Source organism: Brucella tritici (assembly GCF_902825325.1).
GTDB lineage: Bacteria > Pseudomonadota > Alphaproteobacteria > Rhizobiales > Rhizobiaceae > Brucella.
The window spans coordinates 1-3,136 of record NZ_CADEAR010000056.1; the positions used below are offsets into that span (position 1 = coordinate 1).

A 3,136-nucleotide genomic window follows, 5' to 3' on the forward strand; every position below is an offset into this window, starting at 1 on the left:
GTGAGCGCAACGAATAGCCCACGTCTTTCGTGATTGACGGAATGGGTTTCCGGCTGGCAGTCAAAACTTTTGCTTTGCCCGCTTCGGCATAAAATAGGTTCGGATATTGACGAGTGCTTCAGCGACGTCAGCGGCATCCTGGCGGGTGGCTTTGCGTTTTGTCTCGCCGAGCTTGCGAATTGGCGCAATGATATCGCCGGTGACGGCATGACCGCGAAGAACCGGCTGCCAAAGTCTCGGCGCGTATCCTGTTGCCAGCAAAAAGCAGAGGTCCCAATCGAACGGATCAAAGGTTTGATCATCGATCCTGGTGAACCTGGGCCGGTAGTCTTTCGGGGTTTCAGAGAGGCTCCCCGAGATACGGTTATATTCCGCAACGATCGTCTGCACGGCCCGATGTTCGGTTGTTTCCATCGGCAGGTTCAGGGCGTCCGGGCCAGTCAGTTCCGGGATCCATTTGCGTGGGTCGATGAACTTTGGGCCAATGATCAGAGCCGTAAGATAACCATCGAGACCGCTCATTGACCAGATTGGCGATGCCGGACGGCGTCCCCTGATAAAGGCTTCGAACGCCGCGTCATCAAGCTTCGGTCGATCCGTCGTCCCCTGGCTGTTGTGCATCATGCCGCCCGTCGCTCCTGCTGCGTCATCGCTTCACGCTCAGCCTTCCAGGCCCACGGCAGGAGACTTTCCATTTCGTTGGCTTTCACTTTGCCGGAGATGATGCGCTCCAGCACATCGGCAAGCCAGACCTCGGGGTCCACACCATTCAGTTTACAGGTGTTGACGAGCGATGCGAGGACAGCGAAAGTCTTTCCACCCCGCTCGTTGCCCACGAACAGCGAATTCTTCCTCGTCAGGGCCACGGATTTCATTGAACGCTCGACCACATTGGAATCGATCTCGACCCGGCCATCATCAAGGCAGGCTGTCAACCCGCTCCAATGGTTGAGCGTGTAGCTGACGGCCTTGCCAAGCGCCGATTTCGCCGACACCTCGTCGCGCAGTTCGGTGAGGTGGACTTTCAGCTCTCTCATGACTGGAGCAGCCTCGCGACGTCTCACGACGAGCCGGGTATCGGCGCTTTCGCCGCGCAGTTTTGCTTCGATCCGATAGACTTCCGCAATCCTGGCAAGGATCGACAAAGCCTCCGAAGAACCCGTCAGCTTGACGACATCGACGAACTTGCGCCGCGCATGAGCAAGGCAGAAGGCCAGCCGCATGGGTGCGACATTGCTCTTGCCCCGACGTTTGACCATGGTTTTATAGGCTTGGTATCCATCGACTTGAAGCACGCCGGTAAACGACGACAATTGCCCCTCGATCTCGCGGGCGCTGCGGCTTTCGGCAAAGATATAGGCCACGGCCGGCGGTGCCGGACCATTCCAGGGACGGTCGTCAACCGCCTGCGCCCATAACTGGCAGACCTTGGTTCGTTTGCGCCCCGGCTCGAGCCGCGGCAACGGCGTCTCGTCACAGAACACTCTCGGCTGCGAGCGGATAAAGGCGGTAAGCGCGTCATAGAGAAGCTCCAGCCACCAGGCGACCCGCATCACCCAGGCGCCAAGCGTACCGCGATCGATGATGACACCGCAGGAGGCCAGCATTTGCGCCTGTCGATTGAGCGGGAGATGCCAGGCAAACTTCGAAACAGCGACATGCGCGGCAAACGCCGTGGTCACCATGCCACCGTCCATCACGCGCGCCGGTGCAGGTGCTTGCACGATGGCACTCTCACAGGCCCGGCATGCATAGCGCGGCCGGATCGTCCGTTTGACCCGGACAACAGCAGGTACGATGTCGAGCGCCTCGCTGACGTCCGTGCCGATGCAATGCAGTTCGAACGAACAGCAGGGGCAAATCTTGCTCTCCGGCTCAATGATCTCTTCATAGCGCGGAAGATGCTTGGGCAAGCGGCCGATATTGCGGGCAGACGATCGCCGTGCCTGTGTTTTGTCTTCACCGGCCGGTGCGGCATCGTCATTGGCTGCAACGGGAATATCGCTTAGATCGCCCAGGTCGAGCGTTGCCTGGGCTGGATCGATGATCGTCATCTTCTCCGATTTCGTCCCGAAGAGCTGGCGCTCAAGGAAGGCAATACGCGCTTTGAGATCGGCATTCTCTTCGTCGAGTAAGAGAATGATCCGGGTCAATTGCGCAGCATCCTGGGGCAAGGGATCGGGTCGAAGCAGCATGACCGACCCTATCATATTAGCCTGAATCTTCAAGCAAAACCAATAGGATCAGCCTACTTTTGAGGGTCGTCTCACCGCGTTTCGCTTGACCCGCGTCCAGTCAATGCCAGCTAGCAAAAGCGAGAACTCCTGGGCACTCATCTGCATCGCACCATCGCGGATCGGGGGCCAAACAAACTTTCCGCTCTCCAACCACTTTGTCGCCAGGATCATGCCTGACCCATCCCAGTAAATGCAGCGAAGTCGATCCAGACGCTTGGCGCGGAAAACGAACACGTCGCCACAATAGGGATCGGCCGCGAGCGCTGACGCCACCAAAGCCACAAGGCCATTCATGCCGCGCCGGAAGTCGACCGGTTGCGTAGCCACCATGATCTTCACGCCACTCGGCGAAACTCCGATCACCGGCGACCTCGCAAGGCCGCCACCATCGCTTGCGCCAGTTCAGGTGCTACCGGGCCGATAACCGTCATGCGCGCGCCAGCAATCTCGATCTCAATTCGACCCGCGGCAAAGTGGGCGACATCTGACGGCGAGCCTGGAGCCGGCGTTCGATCGCCAACTACCGTCACCGGCACGAACATCGCCTGCTGCGCACTGGACCTCGCAGATCGTTGAGAGGTCAGCCCAGCGTCCCGGCGCCAGACGTTCAGCAAGCCGCGATTGACGCCCCAGCGCCGGGCAACGGCCGAGATGTTAACATCAGGTTCCGCGCTTTCCGCAAGGATCCGCGCCTTCTCCTCGTCAGTCCAATTCCGCCGCTGCCGCCGGCCGGTAATCACCTCGATCCGACGATACTTTCCCTCATGCCTGGCTTCATCCATGTCTTCAAGCATGGCATCAGCGCGATCTCCAATCATCCCGGTCCGCTCCTATCAATGAAGGAGCTTATCTCGCGGCATCATTCACAAAAGAAAAGGTGGGATGTTCGTCGCGCTCAC

Annotated in this window: 4 protein-coding genes; all 4 read right to left on the reverse strand. The window is 59.1% G+C overall.

Annotated features, from left to right (window positions below; all coding sequences use genetic code 11):
* Positions 1 to 60 precede the first annotated feature (60 nt).
* Genes HWX93_RS22535 through tnpA form a run of 4 tightly spaced genes read right to left on the reverse strand, consistent with a single transcriptional unit; the run spans position 61 to position 3,055 of the window.
* Positions 61 to 624 carry a UPF0149 family protein gene (locus tag HWX93_RS22535; RefSeq protein ID WP_105528924.1) on the reverse strand — a complete coding sequence of 188 codons (564 nt, stop codon included), beginning with the start codon at positions 622 to 624 and terminating at the stop codon, positions 61 to 63.
* Complete coding sequence (gene tnpC / locus HWX93_RS22540) at positions 621 to 2,195, reverse strand: IS66 family transposase (protein ID WP_151607717.1); 1,575 nt, start codon at positions 2,193 to 2,195, stop codon at positions 621 to 623. The genes HWX93_RS22535 and tnpC overlap by 4 nt, the downstream gene beginning before the upstream one ends.
* Positions 2,196 to 2,243: 48 nt before the next feature.
* Positions 2,244 to 2,600 (reverse strand): IS66 family insertion sequence element accessory protein TnpB, encoded by a 357-nt coding sequence (gene tnpB, locus HWX93_RS22545; protein WP_105528926.1) that lies wholly within the window; start codon positions 2,598 to 2,600, stop codon positions 2,244 to 2,246.
* Positions 2,597 to 3,055 (reverse strand): IS66-like element accessory protein TnpA, encoded by a 459-nt coding sequence (tnpA, locus tag HWX93_RS22550; RefSeq protein WP_168436537.1) that lies wholly within the window; start codon positions 3,053 to 3,055, stop codon positions 2,597 to 2,599. Before tnpA ends, tnpB begins: the two co-directional genes overlap by 4 nt.
* Positions 3,056 to 3,136 lie beyond the last annotated feature (81 nt).